Origin of the sequence: Halofilum ochraceum, assembly GCF_001614315.2 — a bacterium.
GTDB classification, from domain to species: domain Bacteria; phylum Pseudomonadota; class Gammaproteobacteria; order XJ16; family Halofilaceae; genus Halofilum; species Halofilum ochraceum.
The window spans coordinates 124955-146179 of the sequence record NZ_LVEG02000002.1 but is presented as its reverse complement, the minus strand read 5'-3'; the positions used below and the strand labels follow the sequence as shown (position 1 = coordinate 146179).

The following is a 21225-nucleotide window of genomic DNA, read 5'->3' as shown; positions in this document are numbered from 1 at the left end:
CGCCCTTCGCCCTTACTTCTCCGCGCCGAGCGCCAACGCCCGCTCCCGACTCGCCTCGAACGCCTCACCGGCAACGGGGCCAACGTCCGCATCCATCTCCGGCCAGCCGCGGCTGTGGCGCAGGACGAGATCCGTCAGCGCCTCGATATGATCGTCGCGATCGTTGAGCGCCGGGATGTAGTGCAGCTCGCCCCCGCCGGCCTCCTCGAAGATCTCCCGGTTCTCGCCCCCGATTTCCTCGATCGTCTCAAGGCAATCGGCAGGAAAACCGGCGCACATGACATCCAGGCGTTTCAGCCCCTTCTTGCCGAGGGCCTCGACGGTCTCGTCGGTGTACGGCTGCAGCCAGGGCTCGCGGCCGAAGCGTGACTGGAACGTGATGCGGTACTCGTCGTCGCCCAGCCCAAGCCGCTCGGCGACAAGCCGACCGGTCTTCTGGCAGAGGCAGTGATACGGGTCGCCATTCATCAGATACCGCTTCGGCACACCGTGGAAAGACATCAGCAGCAGGTCACCGCTGCCGTGTTCCGCCCGATAGTCGCGTACCGATTGCGCCAGCGCCTCGATATAGCCGTGATCGTCGGCGTAGTGCTGGATCCAGCGGAACTCGGGGATCCAGCGCCAGCGGTTGAGCTCCTTCGTCGTCGCCTCGAACACGGAGGCGCTGGTGGAACCCGAATACTGTGGATACATCGGCAGCAGCACGATGCGACGGGCACCGGCCGCGCGCAGCTCCGCCAGCGCATCGGGGATCGACGGCCGGCCGTAGCTCATGCCGAGCGCCAACTTGACCGGTCCGGGGGCGCGCTCCGAGAGCTTCGCCTGCAGTGCCTCGGCCTGCCGGCGGCTGATCGACATCAGCGGTGAGCCGTCGTCCGTCCAGATACCGGCATACCCTTTCGAGACGCGCCGCGGCCGGGTGCGCAGGACGATGCCGTGCAGGATCAGGCGCCACTTCCAGCGCGGCAGCTCGATCACCCGCGGATCGGCGAGGAATTGGCCAAGGTAACGACGCAGCGCTTTCGGTGTCGGTGCCTCGGGCGTGCCGAGGTTCACCATCAGCACACCCGTGCATTCGGCGGAACCATGGGCATAGTCGGGCTCACTGACGTAACGGGAATAATCTTCGGCCACGGTGATCTGCTCCGGAGCGGCGCTCCATGTCGATATTCAGGCTCGGCGACGGCGGCGGGACGTGCGCACGCCAACCGGGGTCGGCACCGCTGCATTCGCACGGCGACCGGATGACGATGCAGCGGTATGTTGACGACGTACATACGGGCCGCACGAACCCCGGGTCGTCAGTGGAAATGCGGTGCGCGGCATTGTAGGCTGGGGGTTTCCGGGCCGCAACGAAGCATAATCAAGCGGCGCCCGGAAACGCATGCGTCCCGCCCGCTCCGCAGCCGCCCGGTAGAACTCCGTCGCGGTCCGTGCGTGTGCGTGACGGCACGTATCCGTTGACCCGTCCCATGGAGCCACACATGACCATCACCGTAGCCCTGGTGAAGGAGACCACCCCGGGCGAACGTCGCGTCGCCCTGGATCCGGGCGCCGTCGCCAAGCTGGTCAAGCGTGGCGTGCGCGTGATCGCGGAGAAAGGCGCCGGCGATGCCGCCCGCTATCCGGACGACGCCTACGCCGATATCGAATTCGTCGATGACGCCGCGACGGCGCTGGGCGCCTGCGACGTCCTCGTAAAAGTCCATCCGCCGAGCGAGGCCGAGATCGATGCGCTGCCCGAGGGCGCCGTCTTCGCCGGCTTCACCGAGCACGACCGTCATCCGGAAGCGATCGCGCGCATGCGCGACCGCGGCATCACCGCGCTGAGCTTCGAACTGGTGCCGCGCATCACGCGCGCGCAGTCGATGGATGCGCTGTCCTCCCAGGGCACGATCACCGGCTACAAGGGCGCGGTCATGGCGGCCGAGCTGTCGGGCCGGCTGTTCCCGATGCTGACGACCGCGGCCGGCACGATCCGCCCGGCCCAGGTCGTGGTCATCGGCGCGGGCGTCGCGGGTCTGCAGGCGATCGCCACGGCACGCCGGCTCGGCGCCCAGGTCGAGGCCTATGACATCCGCGCCGACGCGCGCGAGCAGGTCGAGTCACTCGGCGCCAAACTGATCGACACCGGCGTCGACGCGACCAGCGAGGGCGGTTACGCCCGCGAATTGACCGACGAGGAGAAGGCGAAGCAGACCGAGGTCCTCGCCAAACGCCTCGAGCGGGCCGACGCGGTGATTGCCACCGCCGGCGTACCCGGGCGGCCGGCGCCTAAGATCATCTCCGCCGACATGGTCGCAAACATGAAAAACGGCGCCGTGATCATCGATCTCCGCGCCGAGAACGGCGGCAACTGCGAACTCACCAAGCCCGGCGAAACGGTCGAGCACGGCCGCATACTGATCGCCGGGCCGAACAATGTGCCGAGTCTGGCCGCGGTCCACGCGAGCGAGATGTACGGCCGCAATCTGCTCGCACTGCTGGATCCCGTGCTGGGCGAAGAGGGCGTGCACGTGGATCTCGAGGACGCCGTGTTCGATGCCTGCGCACTGGTCCACGCGGGCACGGTCCGTCACGAAGCCACGCGCCAGAAGATCGAGGGGGAAGGCTGATGGAAGGCTTCATCGCACTCTACATTTTCATGCTCGCCGCGGTAGCGGGGTATGAAGTCATCTCCAAGGTGCCGGTCATCCTGCACACGCCGCTGATGTCCGGATCGAATTTCGTCCACGGCATCGTACTGGTCGGCGCGATGGTGGCCATGGGGCACGCCGAGGGCGCGCTGGAGCTGACCATCGGCTTCGTCGCCGTGTTCCTGGCGGCGGGCAATGCGGTCGGCGGCTACTTCGTCACCGAGCGCATGCTCGATATGTTCAAGTCGAGCGGCGACAGGGAGAAGCGGGCATGACGCTGGACACCCTCATCCAGGCGGCGTATTTCATCGCCGCCATCCTGTTCATCCTCGGCCTCAAGGGCATGAGCTCGCCGAAAACGGCGCGCCGCGGCATCGTCTGGGCCGGCGCCGGCATGGTGCTCGCCACGCTCGTGACCTTCCTGCACGAGGGGCTGCACAACTACGCGCTGATGGTCGTGGCGATGGTCTCGGGCGGCGCGGTCGCTTACGTCAGCGCGAAGCGCGTGGCGATGACCGACATGCCGCAGATGGTCGCCCTCTACAACGGCATGGGCGGCGGCGCCGCGGCCGCGATCGCGGCCAACGAGATGCTGGGCGACAACGTGCTCTCGCCGCTGGTGCTGGTGCTCGCCGTCGCCGGCGCGCTGATCGGCACGATCGCCTTCACCGGCTCGCTCGTGGCCTTCGCGAAGCTGCAGGGGATCGTCAAGAAATCGCCGCGCTCCGCCGCGATGCAGGTGTTCAATATCGGCCTCGCCGTGGCCACGGTGATCGCGGCCATCGCCGTCGCGGCCGGCGCCGAATCCGGCGTGGTCCTGCTTCTCTTCTTCATCGCGGCCGCCGTGATCGGCATTACCGTCACCATGCCGATCGGCGGCGCCGACATGCCGGTGGTGATCTCTCTGCTGAACGCGCTGACCGGTCTCGCCGTCGGCTTCGAGGGCTTCGTGCTCGGCAACCCGGCCATGATGATCGCCGGCATCGTCGTTGGCAGCGCCGGCACCCTGCTGACGCAGCTCATGGCGAAGGCGATGAACCGCTCCCTCGCCAACGTCCTGTTCGCCGGTTTCGGCACCGACGAGGGGGCCGAGGCGGCGGAGGGCAGCGGCGGCATCATGAAAGAGATCGACGCGACCGACGCGGCGATCATGCTGTCGTACGCGAGCAAGGTCATCATCATCCCGGGCTACGGCCTCGCGGTCGCCCAGGCCCAGCACAAGATCTGGGAACTGACCGAACTGCTCGAAGAGCGCGGCGTGAAGGTGAAGTTCGCCATCCACCCGGTCGCCGGGCGGATGCCGGGTCACATGAACGTGCTGCTGGCCGAGGCCGGCGTGCCTTATGACAAAATTGCCGATCTCGAGGACATCAACGCCGAGTTCCCGCAGGCGGATGCCGCCGTGGTCATCGGCGCCAATGACGTCGTCAATCCGGCCGCGCGCACGAAGAAGGACAGCCCGATCTACGGCATGCCGATCCTGGATGCCGACAAGGCCCAGCAGGTGATCGTGGTCAAACGCGGCCGCGGCGCCGGGTTCTCCGGCATCGAGAACGAACTGTTCTTCGCCGATAACACGCAGATGCTCTATGGCGATGCCCAGAGCGTCGCCGGGGAACTCATCACGGGCGTGAAGTCACTCTGAGCGGTACCGTGCCGGGAACGCTGTACCCGGGGTTCTCGCCAAGGCGCGAAGGGCGCCAAGGAACGCAAAGAAATCGATTCAGTACGTAGGCCGGCTTTTGCCGAAGGCAACAGCCGGCGCGCCCGTTGTGCGGTACCCAAGCTCGACTGCCGGCTGGCTCCCTTCGGTCGCAAGCCGGCCTACATACTGAACACTCAGCACCCGCACACTCCGCCACGCAGGCCGGACTTCGCCCGCAACGAAATGGAGGGCGAATGCCGCCGTCGCCTCAACCCGATCACGTCTTCGACCGAACGGCCCGCCGGTTGCCAGACAAGACCGATCGACCGTGTTCAACAAGGGACACGACGCCCCGTCAGCAACCCATACAGCGACGCTCAGGGTAACCACCTACACCCACGCATGGCTCTGACAACAAGACAGAAAATCCCTCCGCGCAGACCCCGCAATTCGGGCTATCCATTCATCGTGCAACGTGTTATGCACAATCGGCCTCGCCCCGATGACGGCGATACTTCGAGCCCAAGAACGCTCGTGAGTGCACACGGGGAATCGGCGGAAACATCGTAAGCTACTGTTTTAAAAGAGAAATTTTGGATGATCAGAAACCATCCAATTTGATGACCGTTGCATGACGCTGCTATTCGCGGCGTTTTCCACCCAGACTATCCACAGAGTTATCCACAGAAATTGTGGATAATGGGAGAATCTCCTACGGACACCGGCAGTTGGACGAAACTCTTGAACGAGCGTCCAGCATAACCCTCCACATCAGTCGACCAGGACCCGGTATCAGGACTCCGCTCGGGCCACGCGGACCGGTACACTGACGCCCGATGATCACACGGCCCCGCCACCCCGCCAGTTCCCGGACGCAGCCCGCGTGAGCGCGCGTGATCACCACGCCGCGGCGGTGCTGCGCGTCGCGGTACCGGGACCGATCGACCGGCTGTTCGACTACCTGCTGCCGGACGGCAGCCAGGCCGACACGGTGCGCCCGGGGAGCCGCGTGCTCGTCCCCTTCGGCCGCAAGCGGCTCACGGGCGTGCTGGTCGAGACGGCCAGCGGCAGCGAACTCGCGCTCGACCGGCTGCGCCGCGCCGAGGCGGTCCTCGACGACGAACCGGCCCTGCCCGCCGACCTGCTTCAGTTGGGCCTGTGGGCCGCGTCCTACTACCACCACCCACCGGGCGAGGTGCTGGCCACTATCCTGCCGGTCGCCCTGCGCCGCGGCGAAACGCCCCGGACGGAACCACCACCACGATGGCGGATCACCGGGGAGGGCCGCGCCGCCCTGCAGACCGGTATCACCGGCGCCCCGGTTCAGGCGCGACTGCTCGACCTGATCGCCGCGCACAGCGACGGTATCGAGGCCTCCGCGCTGCGCACGGTGAGCGATCGCTACCACTCACCGCTGCGGGCGCTGGAGCGCAAGGGTCTGGTGGAGCCGGCCCCGCCCGCGGTCGGAGAGACGCCGCCGGCGGCCCCCGGCCCGGGTCTCAGCGATGCCCAGAATCATGCTGCGGCCACGATCATCGAGAACCTCGGTGGCTTCCGGCCGATCCTGCTCCGCGGCGTCACGGGCTCCGGCAAAACCGAGGTCTATCTGGAGGCGATGAAGCGGGTTGTCGAGGCCGACCGGCAGGTCCTCGTGCTGGTGCCGGAGATCGGTCTGACACCACAGTTGCTGGCACGCCTTGCCCGCCGCCTCGGCACGACACCGGCCGTCCTCCACTCCGGCCTCAACGAGCGCGAGCGCCTGGCCGAATGGCGCCGCGCGGGCAGCGGTGATGCCGCGGTCGTCCTGGGCACGCGCTCGGCGGTGTTCACGCCACTGGCCAGGCCGGGGCTGATCGTGGTCGACGAGGAGCACGATCCATCACTGAAACAGCAGGACGGCTTCCGTTATCACGGCCGTGATCTGGCGATCGTCCGCGCCCAGCGTGCCGGCATCCCCGTCGTGCTCGGCTCGGCGACCCCCTCGCTGGAAACCCTCGCCAACGCCCGCCGTGGGCACTACACCCGCGTCGATCTGGACGAGCGCGCGGGCGGGGCCAGTCCGCCGCGCCTGGAACTGGTCGACGTCCGGCGCCGACGGCTGACGGAAGGGCTGTCCGCCCCCCTGACGGAGGCGATGGACGAGACCCTGGCGGGTGACGGCCAGGTGCTGCTGTTCCTCAATCGGCGGGGCTGGGCACCGACCCTGATCTGCGACGACTGCGGCTGGACGGCCGAATGCGCCCGCTGCGACTCGCGCATGACCGTTCACCAGCAACGGCGCCGCCTGCGCTGCCACCACTGCGGCGCCGACCGCGCGGTGCCCGCTGCCTGTACCGAATGCGGCAGCGAGGCCCTGCTCTATCTGGGCCAGGGCACCGAGCGCGTGGAAGAGGCGCTCGCGGACCGCTTCCCCGACGCACCGGCGGAACGGCTCGATCGCGACAGCGTCCGTCGGCGCGGCGAGCTCGACGCCAAGCTCGAGCGCATCCGCAGCGGCGAGGCGCGCATCCTGCTCGGCACCCAGATGCTGGCCAAGGGCCACGATTTCCCGGGCGTGACGCTGGTCGGTGTACTGGACGCAGACCGCGGTCTGTTCGGCGCTGATTTCCGGGCCGCCGAGCGCCTCGCCCAGACCGTGCTGCAGGTCGCCGGCCGTGCCGGGCGCGGCGAACGCCCCGGCCGCGTCCTGATCCAGACCCGCAATCCCGAGCATCCGCTGCTGCGCTCGCTGGTCACCGAGGGCTACGACGCGCTCGCCGAACGCCTGCTGGACGAACGCGAAGAGGCCCGCCTGCCGCCCGCGGCCAGGATGGCGCTGATCCGCGCCGAATCGACACAGCCGGAAGCGGCCTCGGCCTGCTTGCGCGCGGCCGCCGCCGAACTCGGCGATCCACCGCCGCCCGACCTCGAAGTCTTCGGCCCCGCCCCCGCACCCATGGAACGCATCGCCGGCCGCTACCGCGCCCAGCTGGCCCTGCAGTCACCAAGCCGGCGACCGCTCCACCAGGCCCTCCGGATCCTCCGCCCCTGGCTCGAAACCGCCCGCGAGGCCCGCAAGGTGCGTTGGTCCATCGATGTTGATCCGGTGGAGATGCTCTAAACGGCAAGAACCACGAATGAACACGAATGCGCTTTGGGTCCCCACGGGCTTCTGGAACTTCGCTGTTCGGGTTCTGAAAAAAGCATAACCAAAAAATGAACGAAAAATGGTCCGGTCATTATTCGATGTCTTCGGCAGCGTTTAACCCATAGCGACATCCGCAAATGTCTGTTTTACGTCGCTGTGAACCAGAAGAACTATTTTTCGTCCATTTTTAGTCCATTTTTTGGTTATGAATTGGCTCCCTGTCCCCTGCACTGCCCAACAGCGAAGCTCCGCAAGCCTCCGGTAACCCCAAACCCCATTCGTGTCCATTCGTGTTCATTCGTGGTTCTCAACACTCTCCGGCCCGAAGGTTCCTAAAACGCGCACCACGGCGGTAGAATGCCGGGCTTCCCGTACCGCCCGTCCCTGAATCCGGATACCGCTTGTGAAGGATACTGTCGCCAGTCTGATTCAGCGTGCGCTCGATGCGCTTGTCGAGCAGGGCACGCTCGCCGCCGATGCGCTGCCCGAGGTCCGCGTGGAGCGTGCGCGTGACCGGGGGCACGGGGATTTCGCGACCAATGTCGCGCTGGTGATGGCCAAATCCGCGCGGCGCAACCCGCGTGAACTCGCGGGCGAGATCGTCGCCGCGCTGCCGGAGGACCCGGCGGTGGCGAGTACCGAGATCGCCGGGCCCGGCTTCATCAACTTCTTCCTCGCCAGCGGCGCGCGCAGTGACGTGGTCGCGCGCGTGCTCGATGCGGGCGAGCGCTACGGCCGCAGCAACACAGGTGCGGGCGAGACCATTCACATCGAGTATGTCTCGGCGAACCCGACCGGGCCGCTGCACGTCGGCCATGGCCGTGGCGCGGCGTTCGGGGCCAGCGTGGCCAATCTGCTGGAGGCGGTCGGCTACGACGTCCACCGCGAGTACTACGTCAACGACGGCGGCCGGCAGATGGACATCCTCGCGGTCAGCGTATGGCTGCGTTATCTCGAACGCCTCGGCGAGACGGTGCCGTTTCCGGCCAACGGCTATCGCGGTGACTACATCCGCGCGATCGCGGCGTCGCTGTACGAGGCACGGGGCGATTCGCTCCTGCGCCCCGCGGCCGAGGTGACCGCTGATCTGCCGGCGGATGAGCCCGACGGGGGCGACAAGGAGGCCTTTATCGACGCCCTGGTCCGGCGCGCCCGCGCGTTGCTGGGTCAGGACTGGGGCATCGTGTTCGAGCACGGCGTGGCCGAACTCGTCGAGGAGATCCGCGACGACCTCGCCGGTTTCGGGGTCGAGTACGAGGACTGGTTCTCCGAGCGCAGCCTGTTCGATACGGACGCGGTCGACCGCGCCCTGGAGCGCCTCGACGCCAACGGGTATCTCTACGAACACGAGGGCGCGAAGTGGTTCCGCTCGACGGAATTCGGCGACGAGAAGGACCGCGTCGTCATCCGCGAGAACGGCGACAAGACCTACTTCGGTGCCGACATCGCCTACCACTGGAACAAGATCGAGCGCGGCCACGAGCGCGTGATCGATGTGCTCGGCGCCGACCACCACGGCTACATCGCTCGCATGCATGCCGCATTGCAGGCCCTGGGCGTCGCGAAGGACCGTTTCGAGGTCCTGCTTGTCCAGTTCGCCGCACTCTGGCGCAGCGGCGAGAAGATCCCGATGTCGACCCGCGCCGGCCAGTTCGTGACCCTGCGCGAACTGCGCGAGGAAGTCGGCGCCGACGCGGCGCGTTTCTTCTACGTCCTGCGGCGCAACGACCAGCATCTCGACTTCGACCTCGACCTGGCCAAGGCGCAGACCCAGGACAACCCGGTCTATTACATCCAGTACGCCCATGCCCGCATCCGCAGCGTCATGCGCCAGCTCGAAACCCGCGGGCTGCAATGGGACCGCGCCAATGGCCTAGCGCATCTCGATCGCCTCGGAACACCACACGAGACCAACCTGATCGAGGCGCTGGAACGCTATCCGGAACTGATCGAACAGGCCGCTGCCAACCGCGAGCCGCATCGCGTGTGCTATTACCTGTTGGAGGAGGTCGCCAACGCCTTCCATACCTGGTACAACGCGGAGGCGTTCCTGGTCGACGATGCCGACCTGCGGGACGCGCGACTGGCACTGATCCAGGCAACGGGGCAGGTCATCCGCAACGCCCTCGCGCTGGTGGGCGTTTCGGCGCCGGAGGAGATGTAACCCATGGGACGCGCCCAGCCGAAGCGCCAGAGCAACCGGCGCCAGGCCGGCGCCAGCCGAGGTCTCCCCGGCTGGGCCATGCTGACGATCGGCCTGATCATCGGCCTGTTCGTCGCCTTCCTCGTGTACCTCGACGACCTCGACTCGCCGCCCTCGAGCGCGGTGGAACGCCAGCCGGCCGAGGAACAGACCACGGTTACCGAAGAGACCGCCTCCGGCGAAGAGGACGGCGCCGACGACTCCCCACGGTTCGAGTTCTATTCGATCCTGCCGGAACTCGAAGTGGTTGTCCCGGACGCCAGCGAAGAAGGTGGCGGAGCGGTCGAGGGGGCCCCCGGTGCCCCGGAAGACTCCGGCGAGAGCGATACCGGCACCGCACCGGCGCCGGATAGCGATGCGCGCTTCTATCTGCAGGCGGGCTCGTTCCAGAAGGCCGAGCAGGCCGACCGCATGAAGGCGCGTATCTCACTCCTCGGGCTCGATGTCGAGATCCAGCAGGTCAAGATCAACGGCGAGGACTGGCACCGCGTCCGTGCCGGCCCCTTCACCGACCCGTCGAAACTGAAAAACGCCCAGAAGCGCCTGCGCAGCGACGACATCGACTACCTCGTCACCCGGGACAAATCCTCCGGCTGATGGATGGCTGGGGCGCACTTTGTCGGGCTGGAAGCCCGACCTACGGCTCCAGAAGCGCCTCAACACACCGTGGGCCGGACTTAACCACCTTCAGGACACCGCAAACGCGTCCGCTGGGGTGAACGGACATCGATCAACAGCGCTCGCTGTGCCAGTTGCATGTCGGGCTGGAAGCCCGACCTACGGGTCCAGAAAGCGTCTCCATGGACCGTAGGTCGGACTTATAGTCCGACACCGGTTTCAGAATTCCACCAACGCATCCGCCAGGGAGGGCATACGATGGGTTACGGCGATCTGCGCCGCGGGCGCTACTCGGCCATCGGTCAGGCCTATCTCGTCACGAGCGTCTGCGCGCAACGGCGCCCCGTATTTCGCGAATCCCGTTCCGCCGAGGCACTCATCCACGGACTCCGCCGTCTGTAGACGGACAGCCAAGCGGACTGGCTGGCGTGGGTGCTAATGCCCGACCACCTCCATGCGCTTGTCTCGCTCACCGGGAAACTCTCACTGTCACAGGTCATGCAGCGCGTGAAAGGCCGCTCCTCGCGTGCACTGGGCGGCGGCCTGTGGCAGCCGGGTTTGCACGACCACGCGCTGCGCGCCGAAGAGGATCGGGTAGCCGTCGGCCGTTACGTCATCGCGAATCCCGTGCGAGCCGGTCTGGTGACTTCACTGCGGGATTGGCCATATTGGTATTGCAGGTGGTTCGAGCCCGGTGACGACCCGGACGATCTGCTGCGGGAAGATTGAAACGACACCGGGTGATATTCCGATGTCCGTAGATCACTGGACGTGGTCGGTGTCGGGCTATAAGCCCGACCTACAGTCCATCGAAACGCTCTCTGGAACCGTAGGTCGGACTTCCAGTCCGACACCTGCGTTTCAGACATCCCGGGATTCGGATATTCGATCCCGTGCCCTGAAACCCGCTTGCCCCTACAATGACCGACCGCACATAACCCGCTTACCCGATGACGGAATCCGTACCGGACACGACCTTCGACTGGGCCGAACTCGATGACGCCATCGCCATCGCGGCGGCGCCCGAGCGGGCGGTTCTGCGGAAACGGCTCAAGGGGCTCAAGCGTCGTGCGCGCGACGGCAAGCCGTATGACCGGGGCCTGAAACGCCTGCGGGCGGATATCGACGCCTCGGCACGCCGGCGTGAGGCCCGACTGGCTTCAAGGCCAACCCCGGAATACCCGCCCGAGCTGCCGGTCTCGGCGGCACGCGAACGCTTGCTGGAGGCGATCGCGGCGCACCAGGTGATCGTGGTCTGCGGCGACACCGGCTCCGGCAAGACCACCCAGCTGCCGAAGATGTGCCTCGAACTCGGGCGGGGGGTCGAGGGGCTGATCGGCCACACCCAGCCGCGGCGTATTGCCGCGCGCACGGTGTCCGCGCGCATCGCCGAGGAGCTCGGCGGCGAGGTCGGCGGGACCGTCGGCTACCGGGTCCGCTTCACCGACCAGGTCGCGGACAACACGTCGATCAAGCTGATGACCGACGGGATCCTGCTGGCCGAGATCCGCCGCGACCCGGACCTGGTCGCCTACGACACGATCATCATCGACGAGGCGCACGAGCGCAGCCTCAATATCGATTTCCTGCTCGGCTATCTCAAACGCCTGCTGCCGAAGCGCCCTGACCTGAAGATCATCATCACCTCGGCGACGATCGATCCGGAACGCTTCAGCCGGCATTTCAGTGATGCCCCGATCGTCAACGTCGAGGGGCGCATGTATCCGGTCGAGACGCGCTACCGGCCACTGAATGATGCCGACAGCGATACCCACGAGCGTGACCGCGAGCAGGCCGTCATCGACGCGGTCGACGAGTGCATCCAGGCGGGCCCGGGCGACATCCTGGTGTTCCTGCCAAGCGAGCGCGCGATCCGCGATACCGAGCAGGCCCTGTCAAAAGCCGGTTTCCGCGATCTGCAACTGCTGCCCCTGTTCGGGCGCCTGGCGACCAGCGAGCAGCGCCGGGTGTTCGCGCCGCACGGCAAGCGCCGGGTCGTACTCGCCACCAACGTCGCGGAGACCTCGCTCACCGTGCCCGGCATCCGCTTCGTGGTCGACTCGGGCGAGGCTCGCATCTCGCGCTACAGCGTGCGCTCCAAGGTACAGCGGCTGCCGATCGAGAAGATCGCGCAGGCGTCCGCGGATCAGCGCAAGGGCCGCTGCGGGCGCGAAGGCCCGGGGATCTGTATCCGCCTCTATCCGGAAGAGGACTACGAGCAACGCCCGCGCTATACCGACCCCGAGATCCTGCGCACCAATCTCGCCTCGGTCGTGCTGCAGATGGCCTCGCTCGATCTCGGCGCCGTCGAGGACTTCCCGTTCATCGATCCGCCCGAACGTAGACTGATCAACGACGGCTATACCGTCCTGTTCGAGCTCGGTGCCGTCGATGAACAGCGCCGGCTGACGAAGACCGGCGAGCGCCTCGCCCGACTGTCGGTGGACCCGCGCCTCGGACGCATACTCCTCGCCGGCGCCGACGAGGGCGCTCTCGCCGAGACACTGGTGATCGCCGCGGCGCTCACGATCCAGGACCCGCGCGAGCGGCCGCAGGACCAGCGCGGCGCGGCGGATGCCGCCCACGCCGCCTTCACCGACGAGCGCTCGGACTTCCAGTCGCTGCTGAACCTCTGGGGATTCTGGGCCGACCGGCGCGGGGAACTCTCGCAGAACCGCCTGCGCAAGGTGGCGGCGCAGCACTTCCTGTCGTTCATCCGCATGCGCGAATGGGTCGACCTGCACGGCCAGCTTCGTTCCCAGGCCCAGGACATGGACCTGAAGGCCAACACGGAACCGGCGGCCTACGACAACGTGCATCGCGCCATCCTGACCGGCCTGCTGGGCAACATCGCGCGCCACGAGGGCAACGGCGAGTACCAGTCCACCCGCAACCGCAAGGTCTACATCTTCCCGGGCTCGGGCGTGGCGAAGAAGAACCCGAAGTGGCTCATGGCGGCCGAGATCAGCGAGACCTCGCGGCTGTTCGCGCGCACCGTCGCGGCCATCGACCGCCGCTGGGTCGAGCGCCTGGCCGAGCACCTGCTGCGCCGCAGCTACCGCAATCCGCGCTGGGAGAAGAACGCCCAGCGGGTCGCGGCCGACGAGCAGACCACGCTCTACGGCCTCATCATCAATCCCAACCGCCGCGTGAACTACGGCCCGATCGCGCCCGACGAGGCCCGTCCGATCTTCATCCGCGACGCCCTGGTGGCCGGCGAGCTCGACACCCAAGCCGACTTCTTCCGGCACAACCGGGCATTGCTGGAAGAGGTCGAGGGGCTGGAAGAACGCGCGCGTGTCCGCGACATCGTCGTCGACGAGGGCGCGCTCTACGATTTCTACGACGCCCGGGTGCCGGAAGACGTGTATGACGGCCCCTCCTTCGAGGCCTGGCGCAAGCGCGTGGAGCGCGACGATCCGCAGTACCTGTATCTCTCGCGCGAGGCGCTCATGCAGCGTGACGCGGACGAGGTCACGGGCGGCGCCTACCCCGACCACCTCGAAGTCGACGGCATGAAACTGCCGCTCAGCTACCGCTTCGAGCCGGGCGCCGAGGACGACGGCGTAACACTGACCGTCCCGCGCGCGGCGATCCGCCAGATCCCCGCGGGGCGCTGCGAATGGCTCGTACCGGGGATGCGGGCCGGGAAGATCGAGGCCTTGATCCGCAGCCTGCCGAAACAGTGGCGCCGGCGGTTCGTACCGGCCCCGGATTTCGCGCGCGCGCTGCACCAGCGGCTGACGCCGGACGAGCGGCCCCTGACGGACGCGATGGCCGCCGAACTCGCACGCATGACCGGTGAGACACCGCCGCCGGAAGTCTGGCAGCCGGAACAACTCGATCCGCATTTCCATATGCGCTTCGCGCTCGTCGACGAGGACGGCGTGGCGGTCGACAGCGGCCGCGATCTCGAGGCGCTGGCGGAACGCCATGGCGATGATGCGGCGCGCGAGATCGATACCGGCGAATCCGGCTTCGAACGCGACGATGTCGAGGAATGGGACTTCGGCGAGTTGCCGGACACGGTCGAGATCGAACGCCACGGCATCACCATGCGCGTTCATCCGGCGTTGGCGGTGCGCGGCAATCGCATCGCGTTGACCGTTTTCGGCACGGAGGCGGAGGCCGCGCCCGAACACCGCGCGGGGGTGCGCATGCTGATACGGCGTCGCCTCGGTGGACAGATACGGGACCTGGAGCGCGGGCTCGAAGGGCTCACGCGCGTCGCCCTTCACTTCGGGGCGCGCGTCGACGGCAAGGCGTTCACCCGCGACCTGATCGACGCCACGGTCGAGCGGGCGTTCCTCGGCGATACGCCCAGCCCCCGTTCAGCGACGGCCCTGGAAGAGATCATCGAAGCCGGCCGTCCCCGGCTCTGGGAGACCGCGGAAGGGCTGCTGCGCGAACTCGACGCGATCGGCTCGCGCTACCGCGCCGTGCGCCGGCGCATCGAAGGCAACCTGCCGATGACCTGGATCGAGACCGCGCGCGACGTCTCCGACCAGCTCGACCACCTGATCTTCCCCGGCTTCATCACCGCGACACCCGCGCACCGGCTGACCGATTTCCCGCGTTATCTCGATGCCATCGCCCGCCGACTCGATGTACTCGACCGCGAACCGGAAAAGGATCGCCGCGCACGGGGGGAGATCGAACCCCTGTGGCAACAGGCACGCGACACGCTGCCCGACCCGAGGCGCCTCGCCTGGGCGGACGAGTCCACCCAGGAACTGCGCTGGATGATCGAGGAACTGCGCGTGTCGATCTTCGCCCAGCAACTGGGGACAAAGCAGCCGGTCTCCCCCGGCAAGGTCGAGAAACAGCTGGCGCGCGTCGCCGGCACCGAATAAGCCCATTCCACGACAGCTCCATGTTGCAAAAGGGCCATGCTGTGTCCTCACGCAGAGGCGCAAAGCGCGCAAAGCACAGTCAGAGCCAGAGCCAGGCCACCGTCCCGCCTCAGCGCCCATGGCGTGCTCCGCGCCTCTGCGAGAGCAAAACGAACCACAGTCCAGACCGACGTTCACATAAACACTCCAAGCCCGCGACAAATCTCGCCCGGCCCCCGGATGCGCGGTATGGTGTGCAGGATCTCATCCCGATGGCGCGCACAGGGCAACGGCGGATGGTCCAGGGCAATCACTCAGCTACAGCGGGCATAACCGCCACCGGACCGGCACGGGGGCCAGCCGAGCAACAGATTCTGGATGCCGTCGACGAAGGGATCGTCACGTTCGATACGGCGCAGCGGATCACGTTCATGAACACGGCGGCGCGGCAGATGACCGGCCGCACCGACGCCCCTGGTCATGCTGATGAGGCGGCCGCGGCGCTGCTCGATGAGCTCCGGGCCGAACGATCCCCATGGTCGCCCGACGCATGCCCGATTCGGGCGACGCTGGCGGACGGCGAGAGCCGGCACATCGATCATGACCTCTTCCGCGGCCACGACGGCGGCACCGATCTCCCGATCTCCGGGCACTGCGTCGCCCTGCGGGACAGTGATGGCGGCGTCCGGGGCGCCGTCCTCACGTTCCGCAAGGTCCCCGAACAGATCGACGAGCGCCGTTATCGTGCCCTGATCGCGGCCACCTCGGATTTTGTCTGGCACTCGACCGCCGACGGCCGTCTGGTCGACATCAGCGACGCATGGCTGGACATGGTGGGGATCACGCTCGACCAGGCGCGCGGCTGGGGGTGGGCGGACGTGGTTCACCCGGAGGATCGCGACCAGTATCTCCGGGCGTGGCAGGAGGCGATCCGCTGCGGCCAGCCCTGTGAGCGCGAGTACCGGGTGGTCTGCCGCGACGGGCGGATTCGCCATTTCCTGGACCGTGAGGTGCCGGTCCGGGATGACGATGGCCAAACCTGCGAATGGATCGGTGGCGGTCAGGACATCACTGACCGCGTCGAGGCGGCCGACACGATCCGTCAGGAACGCGAGCGCTATCGCACACTGGTCGAATCGACCTCGGCGATCCTCTGGCGCGGCGACCCCGCCGATTTCCGCTTCACGTATGTCAGTCCCGAGGCCGAAACGATCCTCGGGTACCCGGTCGAGCGCTGGCTGCGGGAGCCCACCTTCTGGCTCGAGCACATCCACCCCGACGACCGGGACTGGGCGCCGCGCTACTGCGCCCGTGCAACCGAGGAACTGCGCCAGCACAGCTTCGACTACCGCATGATCGCCGCCGATGGCCGCACGGTCTGGCTGCGTGATGTCGTCAATGTGCTGACGGAAGACGGGCGCCCGGTATCGCTGGTCGGCGTGATGGTCGATATCACGAGTACCAAAGAGACCGAGCAGGCGCTGGAGTACGTCTCCGGTCTGCAGCAGATTCTCGTCGATATCGCCAGTCGCCTGGTCGCCTCCGGCCCCGACGACCTCGATGACCGGATCAACGAGGCGCTGGAGCGGGTCGGCCTCTACTGCGAGGTGGACCGCAGCTACCTGATCCGCCTCGATCCCGAGGACGGGTCGACGACGCTGACGCATGAATGGTGCGAGCAGGACATCCCGTTGATGCGTGAACAGATCGTGAATCGACCACGTGCACGGATCCCGCGCCTGGTTGAATGCATCGAGCGCGGAGAGACGGTCCATGTACCGCGCCTGAAGGACGCACCACCGGAATGGGACAGCGATCGTGACGACCTCGGGGAACAGGGAATCCAGTCGTTCATCAGCGTCCCGGTCATCACCCGCGGGGCCAGTTACGGTTATGTCGGCTTCGACGCGATCCGCCAGGAACACTGCTGGAGTGACGAACAGATCCGCCTCCTGCGCGGACTGGCGGACGCCCTTGGTGCCACGATCCAGCGCGTCGAAACCGAGGAGATGCTGAGAGAGAGCCGCGCGCTGCAGGATATCGCCGGCCGCAGCGCCCGTGTCGGCGGCTGGGTGTATCACATCGCCGAGGACCGCGTCGCCTGTTCGGACGTCGTCTGCGCCATCCACGAACTGTCGCCCGGGAGCACGGCCACGCTTGAACAGGCGTTGGCATTCTATGCCCCGGAGTCCCGCGAGCGGATGCGAGCGGTCATCGAATCCTCGATCCAGGACGGCACCGCGTACGACGAAGAGGCGGAGCTGATCGGCGCCAGTGGCCGCCACCTTCACGTCCGGGCGATCGGGGAGGCCGTGCGCGACAGCGCCGGGCGGGTCGTCCAGTTGCGGGGGGCCCTCCAGGACATCACCGAACACAAACGCGCGCGCCAGGAGGTCGAGCGCCTCGCCGAACGGGTGAGCCGCACGCTCGAGAGCATCACCGACGCGTTCTTCACGGTCGACGGGGAATGGCATATCACCTACGCGAACCGGGAGGCGGAACGCCTCATCGGTGTCAGCCGCGAAGCGGTCCTCGGCAAATCCTTATGGGCCGAATTTCCCGACCTGATCGGAACCCTGGCCGAGCATGAATACCGCCGTGCGATGGCCGAGAACCAGGCGGTGACGTTCGAATTCCACTACGAATCCGTCGGCAGCTGGTTCGAGATCAACGCCTACCCGTCCGAGGAAGGACTCGCCGTCTACTTCCGCGACATCACCGAGCGCAAGCGCGCGCAGGAGGAGATCGAATTCCTCGCGCTCTACGACCCGTTGACGGGCCTTCCGAACCGGCGGCTGCTGCTCGACCGGCTCGAGCACGCCCTGCACGCGGTGAGGCGCGGCGCGAGCAAGGGGGCGGTACTGTTCCTCGATCTCGATCAGTTCAAGACACTGAACGACACGCTCGGTCACGATATGGGCGATCGCATGCTCAAACAGGCGGCCGAGCGACTCGACCCCTGTGTGCGTACCAGTGACTGCGTGGCCCGCTTCGGCGGCGACGAATTCGCGGTAATACTGGAGGGATTGGATACGGACATCAGGGCCGCCGGCGACGACGCGCACGCCGTGGCCGAGAAGATTCTGGCGGAACTCTCGCGCCCGTACATGCTGGGCGAGCACGAACGCCACACGACCGTCAGTGTCGGCATCACGCTGTTCGGCGACGACCCGGAGGATACGCCGGAAGACGTGATGAAGCGCGCCGATCTGGCGATGTACCAGTCCAAGGATGCCGGCCGGGGCACCGTGCGCCTGTTCGATCCGGCGATGCGCGCGGCCGTGCAGTCACGGGTCGCGCTGGAGGGGGAACTGCGCGAAGCGCTGGACCGCGACGAGATCGCGCCGTGGTATCAGCCGCAGGTGGACGCGGCCGGCCGTCTGATCGGGGTCGAGGCGCTGGCACGCTGGATCCATCCGGAACGGGGCTCGATTTCACCGGCGCAGTTCATCCCCGTAGCCGAGGAGACCGGACTCATCCTCCCACTCGGGGAGCGGATCCTGGAGGCCGCCTGCAGGGATGCCGCCGCCTGGGCCCAACACCCGGAAACGGCCGACCTCAGCGTCTCGGTCAACGTCAGTGCGCGCCAGTTCCATGACGCCGGATTCACCGACCAGGTGCGGGCGACGCTCGCGCGCACGGGCCTGGCCCCGGAGCGCCTGTGGCTCGAGCTGACGGAGAGCCTGTTGATCGCCGACGTCGACGACACGATCCGCACGATGACGACACTGCGCGCGGACGGCATTCGCTTCACGCTGGACGACTTCGGCACCGGCTACTCGTCGCTCGCCTACCTCAAGCGCCTGCCGCTGGATCAGCTCAAGATCGACCAGGGCTTCGTGCGCGATGCGCTCAGTGATCCGAACGACGACGCCATCGTGCGCACGATCATCGTACTCGCGCACACCATGGGCATGGAGGCCGTGGCCGAGGGCGTCGAGACCGAGTCCCTGCGCGAACGCCTCGCCACGCATGGCTGCACGGCCTACCAGGGTTACCTGTACAGCCGCCCGCTGCCCGCCGACGAATTCGCCGAACTCGCGGCACGCGGCCACGAAACGGGCCTGCCATTCGGCGAGGCGTGAATGCACACGCCGTAGGTTGGGTTGAGCGAAGCGATACCCAACAGGATACGACCAGGCCTCTCTACCGGCGCGACACTGCAACCCACGAACATACGGACGAGCCGAGCGGCATCTACCACCGGGTTGGCTTTCCTTCGTCAACCCGACCCGCCAAACCTTGCGCTAGTTGACCAACGGATCGCCATCCACAATGTCGCCGTCCAGCGCGCCACCGGGCGTCAAGACCCGCGTGCCTACGATCCGTCGATCGCCGTCGAGTTCACGTACCTCGAAGGCCACCAGTGCCCCTTCGGCATTCCGGCCGAGGAACCGACCGGTGAGGTCACCCGAATAGGCCTCATCCGTGCTCGGCAGATCGGACACCGTGAAGGTGGTATCCGGGGCGATGGCACCGACGGAAACCGCATCGAAAAATCCCGCGTTCAGGTCGATGGTCTCATCACTGTTCGCCTGGTTACCCAGGAGGATGCCGGCAGCGGCAATACTCGCATCGGAGAAGTTGACGTTGATCTGCAGAGCGGAGACGTCCCAGCGACTGCCATCGGAGCCGAGAGCGGGAGGGCCATCGAGGTTGGTGTACTGCAAGGAACCGTCGAGATCGGCCAGCACTTCGAGTTCGGTCGTCGTCGTGAAGTTCCCGGGGTCCGTGTACGCGTAAACGAAACCGCGCACGTCGCCATCATCGACCGGCCCGGACGGGAACCAGCTCCCCCAGGCGACATCGAAGCCGCCATCTTCTTCCCCTTCGGGCACGATTTCCGTCTGGCCACCCGTGTGTTCCAGTGCGCTCGCATCGACGAAACCGAAGGCGCCGAATTCCGCGCCCACGATCCGGCCTTCGTCATCCCGGCGCACGTCACCCCCGGCGGGTGACTCGTAAACCGCGAATCCGCTGCTGCCAATGAAGGCGCCGCTGAAGGCGGCATCGATGGATTCGCCCGGCCGTGAGACGAGATCTTCGTTTTCACCCTGTTCGAATTCCGGGTCCAGCAGATCGTCACGCTCACCGTCGGTCGAGACCCCATCGTCGTCACCGGAAACCACCGGACGGACTGCGACGTCCTCGATCCGCTCGTCAGCGCGGCCGTCGTCGCCCCCTTCATCGTTCCCGTCCAGAATACCTTCCGGCGGAGCGACAATTCGCCGCGGGCTGCCCGTGTCGGGGACGAAGAAGAACTGGCCGGTGCCAAAGGTGCCCGCTCCCCCGGCGCCCTCGACGACCACCGTGCCATCGTCGACCCGACCGTACAGGCCCGCCTGGCCGCCTCCATCAACGCACGTTGCATCGCAGTAGCGCAGACTGTACGCGGTGCCACGGACACCGAGCGTCGCGACCGAGGTATTCATGCGGTAGCTGTCACCGGAGCCGCCCCCGATCGCGCCGGTGATGGTCCGCATCGCCCCTTTCAGGAAGCTCATGACGACGCTGCCGCCGCCGTCCTCGTCATCGGTGGCGTATTCCTCGACCTCGAAGGTGCTGCTCGGGTCGAGATCCACCATGGCGCCGTCCTTGAAGCGGATCTGGACGCGACCGCGCGCGCTCGTGCGGATGGTGTCACCGGCATGGATGGGATCGCGGCGGCCAAGCCCCCGGCTGGAAACGCCCTCGCGCTCGGCGGTCACACCGCCCATGGCGACAAGGACTCTGCCGACCGGTTCGCCCGATGCCATCACGGCCGTCGATGGTAAGCAGATGAGTACGACCAGAACGAGCCGGCGCATGACAGACGAAACGGATACCTGCATTCGGAATACTCCCCCTGTTAGCGGCGGCCACCCGTATTCGGCAGCCGGCCGCCGGCACACCCCCCGCGATCCGGGTCCGGGGCGTGCCTGAAACCCCAATCATGGTCGGGCCGATCCCACCACGAGTACCGTGCCGGACCCTGCAATCGTGGAATGCACACAAAACAGCCCGGGATCCACGGGTGATCCCGGGCTCGTCCGCACCCACTGAACCGGGCGCTCGTTCGATAATGCCGCCCGTGTCCGCATACACGGGATTGGAAATGCGACGGGCTCCAATCGATTCCGGCCTGCGCGCGGCGTCCGGAAAGATTACGTAGTCGTTCGGCGAGT

At 66.9% G+C, this 21225-nt stretch carries 11 protein-coding genes and 1 pseudogene; 10 read left to right on the top strand and 2 right to left on the bottom strand.

The window, feature by feature from the left end; all coding sequences use genetic code 11:
• Window positions 1–12: 12 nt before the first annotated feature.
• The gene (hemH, locus tag A0W70_RS03900) at window positions 13–1134 is read right to left on the bottom strand and encodes a ferrochelatase (protein ID WP_075109828.1); all 1122 of its coding nucleotides are present in this window, start codon (window positions 1132–1134) and stop codon (window positions 13–15) included.
• A gap of 350 nt (window positions 1135–1484) precedes the next feature.
• Between hemH and A0W70_RS03895 the strand changes: the two genes are divergently transcribed.
• The 10 genes and pseudogenes from A0W70_RS03895 (at window position 1485) to A0W70_RS03855 (ending at window position 19146) form a co-directional block, all read left to right on the top strand.
• Window positions 1485–2615: an NAD(P) transhydrogenase subunit alpha gene (locus tag A0W70_RS03895; RefSeq protein ID WP_067560735.1), complete on the top strand. Its 1131-nt coding sequence runs from the start codon at window positions 1485–1487 to the stop codon at window positions 2613–2615.
• The gene (locus A0W70_RS03890; RefSeq protein WP_067560733.1) at window positions 2615–2911 is read left to right on the top strand and encodes an NAD(P) transhydrogenase subunit alpha part 2; all 297 of its coding nucleotides are present in this window, start codon (window positions 2615–2617) and stop codon (window positions 2909–2911) included. The genes A0W70_RS03895 and A0W70_RS03890 overlap by 1 nt, the downstream gene beginning before the upstream one ends.
• 2 nt (window positions 2912–2913) lie before the next feature.
• Entirely contained in the window at window positions 2914–4281 is a 1368-nt protein-coding gene (locus A0W70_RS03885) for an NAD(P)(+) transhydrogenase (Re/Si-specific) subunit beta (protein WP_139150705.1), read from the top strand.
• Window positions 4282–5164: 883 nt separating this feature from the next.
• Window positions 5165–7381, top strand: coding sequence for a primosomal protein N' (locus A0W70_RS03880; RefSeq protein ID WP_067560729.1), 2217 nt, complete (start codon window positions 5165–5167; stop codon window positions 7379–7381).
• Window positions 7382–7811: 430 nt separating this feature from the next.
• The gene (argS, locus tag A0W70_RS03875) at window positions 7812–9572 is read left to right on the top strand and encodes an arginine--tRNA ligase (RefSeq protein ID WP_067560727.1); all 1761 of its coding nucleotides are present in this window, start codon (window positions 7812–7814) and stop codon (window positions 9570–9572) included.
• A gap of 3 nt (window positions 9573–9575) precedes the next feature.
• A complete protein-coding gene (locus A0W70_RS03870) occupies window positions 9576–10208 on the top strand; it encodes an SPOR domain-containing protein (RefSeq protein ID WP_067560725.1) in 633 nt (210 codons plus the stop codon).
• A gap of 279 nt (window positions 10209–10487) precedes the next feature.
• Complete coding sequence (locus tag A0W70_RS17300) at window positions 10488–10631, top strand: hypothetical protein (protein ID WP_425402593.1); 144 nt, start codon at window positions 10488–10490, stop codon at window positions 10629–10631.
• An 18-nt stretch (window positions 10632–10649) separates the two neighbouring features.
• A pseudogene (locus A0W70_RS03865) lies at window positions 10650–10958 on the top strand (REP-associated tyrosine transposase); the annotation flags it as partial.
• Between the two features lie 221 nt (window positions 10959–11179).
• Window positions 11180–15082 (top strand): ATP-dependent RNA helicase HrpA, encoded by a 3903-nt coding sequence (gene hrpA, locus A0W70_RS03860; protein ID WP_067560723.1) that lies wholly within the window; start codon window positions 11180–11182, stop codon window positions 15080–15082.
• Window positions 15083–15333: 251 nt separating this feature from the next.
• Window positions 15334–19146 (top strand): bifunctional diguanylate cyclase/phosphodiesterase, encoded by a 3813-nt coding sequence (locus A0W70_RS03855; protein ID WP_175443063.1) that lies wholly within the window; start codon window positions 15334–15336, stop codon window positions 19144–19146.
• A 162-nt stretch (window positions 19147–19308) separates the two neighbouring features.
• Here A0W70_RS03855 and A0W70_RS03850 read toward each other — a convergent pair whose 3' ends face one another.
• Window positions 19309–20892, bottom strand: coding sequence for a FecR family protein (locus A0W70_RS03850; RefSeq protein WP_083330760.1), 1584 nt, complete (start codon window positions 20890–20892; stop codon window positions 19309–19311).
• Between the last annotated feature and the right edge of the window lie 333 nt (window positions 20893–21225).

What these genes read in the sequence shown, in the direction of transcription:
- A0W70_RS03895 (WP_067560735.1), top strand. Translation starts at nt 1,485, where the DNA reads ATGACCATCACCGTAGCCCTGGTGAAGGAGACCACCCCGGGCGAACGT.
- A0W70_RS03890 (WP_067560733.1), top strand. Translation starts at nt 2,615, where the DNA reads ATGGAAGGCTTCATCGCACTCTACATTTTCATGCTCGCCGCGGTAGCG.
- A0W70_RS03870 (WP_067560725.1), top strand. Translation starts at nt 9,576, where the DNA reads ATGGGACGCGCCCAGCCGAAGCGCCAGAGCAACCGGCGCCAGGCCGGC.
- A0W70_RS17300 (WP_425402593.1), top strand. Translation starts at nt 10,488, where the DNA reads ATGGGTTACGGCGATCTGCGCCGCGGGCGCTACTCGGCCATCGGTCAG.
- hrpA (WP_067560723.1), top strand. Translation starts at nt 11,180, where the DNA reads ATGACGGAATCCGTACCGGACACGACCTTCGACTGGGCCGAACTCGAT.
- A0W70_RS03855 (WP_175443063.1), top strand. Translation starts at nt 15,334, where the DNA reads ATGGCGCGCACAGGGCAACGGCGGATGGTCCAGGGCAATCACTCAGCT.
- A0W70_RS03850 (WP_083330760.1), bottom strand. Translation starts at nt 20,892, where the DNA reads ATGCAGGTATCCGTTTCGTCTGTCATGCGCCGGCTCGTTCTGGTCGTA.